The following is a 2221-nucleotide window of genomic DNA, read 5'->3' as shown; positions in this document are numbered from 1 at the left end:
CTGTCTTGACTATCAGGCTGCACCTGAAACTGCTCCTGATGTCACGATTCAGCAACGGTTGCTGGAAGGAATGTTACTGACAAACCACTATCTGCCTGAACACATCGATATACCGGATCTCTGCTTTTCAAACCGGGTGTCAACTGATGATGAAAGAGGCGTAGTTGTTGATGGTGATCACGTCATGTTGGGCCAGGAACGCCTGTGGTACTTTATCACGGCCATACTGTTCGAGCTTAAACAAACAGAGTATCAATTCAGGAATCAAAAGCTTACTGTCATGCCAACCGATGGTGAACCGGTTGTACTCCAAAAACCGGATTTTACCCTCACGGATACTGGCCTTGTTATAAAGAACTGGACATTGGAACAGTTGACCGCCTTTTTCAAGGCAACTGAATTCACAGAACAATGGTATGAAAAGCCTCAGGACAAACGGGAGCCCTATGCGATCAGGCTTGAGGCAAAATTAGCCCAAATGAAAGCAAGAACCAAAGAGACCAGGAAAGCTGAGCCTAAAAAAGCAGCATTTCTGCTGTCACCTTCCATGATTATCAATATCATCAAATACAAAAAACCATTAAAGCCAGCGGTGTGGTCATCTCTGGAACACTATGCCAGCAACGGCCAGCTAACCACAAGTTTATGTAAGGCGCTCAGCCCGGTTATCCGAAATGATAATGATGGTGTTGTTCCTGAGCTCGTTAAAAATGCAGTGGCTGAAAAGTTGGTACAGATTGAGACAACAAAAACACCCGTAGTAACAGCAATCGCTCTGCAACAACCTCCTGCAAGCACGCCCCCCCCTTGGGATCAGGATTCCACCAGGAGCATTCAAGGGCCGAAATTTACCTTTGAAGCGGCAATGGAAGAGCTGGATCGTTTTCCGATATTGGGGAATAGAGAACTTGAACTATTGGAACCCTATCGGAAAGAGATGATACTTCCGCAGTTAATAAGTGTTCTCCAAAAGATCAACCATTATGATGTGGATAAACAGACACAAAACGCCTGGCATTCAGCCTTAGAATGCAGAAAAAAAGACCCTCTTGGGCTGAACGAAATTGACATTGACATTTGGGAATCGGATTCTGATTTATTGTCGCCGGATTTTGATTTATTTGCGACCGAGTCAGAACGGGTCAACAACAATGACTGGATGGAAGAGTTCCTACAAGGATAAACCAGTTGCCCTGACTCAAGCATTTTACGGTTAAAATGGCAACATACGCTGGTTAAATTGGTGCCTACCTGAAATTAGAGGAAACCGGAAGCGAATATCAAGAAGAAAGTCAAACCACCAAAAACCGGTGTCATATATGGTCCCAGCTTTCTTTGCCATGCCGGTACAGTGTACGGGCAACCCGGATAGGGCCGACAGCTGACTGATAAGTTGCAGAACAACGCAATGCCCGGTGATAGCAGGTGCCATTGAACTCAATGACTGGTGCATCGACGTCGAGTGAAGCCAGATCATTTGCAAGAACCTCACACTTTGCCTGAGCAAAAAGAGCATGGACCTGGTTTTCATAATCTTCAAAGTGCCGGATCGAATTATGATGCTGGCGCAGGCGAATCAACATGAGTTCGAGCTGCTCAAGAGCGTGGCAAGTATTAGCGGTTTTCGCCAACGGCTGACATACTTCCATCGGGGCGGCCTCTCACTGGAACGGTGTAGTATTTCAGTAAACATCATACCGGTGTTTGGCCGTTACCCCATATCAGGCCGGACGAAATTTGTTGCTATGGGGGATTGCGTGGAGCGCAAACCCTGAAAATACAGTCAGTATGAGACTTTCACCCAAACGATTCTCCAACTGGAAACAGGGAGGACCTCCAAACAAACCATGCAGTCACCTTCCTCCTCAGCAACCGCAGATACTGTATCCAGGTTAACATCTACTGCAGCTGAAAGAGACGAGCCGTCAACCAGCCACAAACGCAAAAGAAAGCGGAGCATGGCAGGTCGCCAGATTGAAAAGACAACAACGGACACTGGAGCGTTGCCACCGCATCAACAGCAACCTGAATCCGGGACCATTTCCCCCATAAAGCTCAGGCGTGTTACTGGCAATAACTCGTGTATTGAGCGCTCTTCTTCGACTTCGGTTCAGGGTAATCCGGAGCCAATGGAGACTGACACGGCCATGTCTGCTGACGCAGCTTCCACGCTTCCGGGGATATCAATAAATCTACCAACAACCAGCGACAACAGGCTATT

3 protein-coding genes are annotated in these 2221 nt (G+C 47.2%); 2 read left to right on the top strand and 1 reads right to left on the bottom strand.

Going from position 1 to position 2221, the window contains the following annotated elements:
- The first annotated feature begins 373 nt into the window (after positions 1 to 373).
- On the top strand, positions 374 to 1183 hold the full coding sequence (locus tag ACO6V1_RS23515; RefSeq protein ID WP_422468963.1) for a hypothetical protein: 810 nt from the start codon (positions 374 to 376) through the stop codon (positions 1181 to 1183).
- Between the two features lie 130 nt (positions 1184 to 1313).
- Here the strand turns inward: ACO6V1_RS23515 and ACO6V1_RS23510 are convergent, their stop codons facing one another.
- Positions 1314 to 1649 carry a hypothetical protein gene (locus tag ACO6V1_RS23510; protein WP_422450531.1) on the bottom strand — a complete coding sequence of 112 codons (336 nt, stop codon included), beginning with the start codon at positions 1647 to 1649 and terminating at the stop codon, positions 1314 to 1316.
- Positions 1650 to 1958: 309 nt separating this feature from the next.
- On the opposite strand from ACO6V1_RS23510, the gene ACO6V1_RS23505 reads away from it, so the two are divergent.
- Positions 1959 to 2221, top strand: a 263-nt coding sequence (locus ACO6V1_RS23505; RefSeq protein WP_422468961.1) for a hypothetical protein, incomplete at its 3' end; no start/stop codon positions are given.

The organism is Endozoicomonas sp. ALC013 (genome assembly GCF_049310205.1).
Taxonomy (GTDB): domain Bacteria; phylum Pseudomonadota; class Gammaproteobacteria; order Pseudomonadales; family Endozoicomonadaceae; genus Endozoicomonas.
This window is presented reverse-complemented; position numbering and strand designations above follow the sequence as displayed.

Coding starts and splice junctions, on each gene's coding strand:
- ACO6V1_RS23510 (WP_422450531.1), bottom strand. CDS start 1,649: ATGGAAGTATGTCAGCCGTTGGCGAAAACCGCTAATACTTGCCACGCT.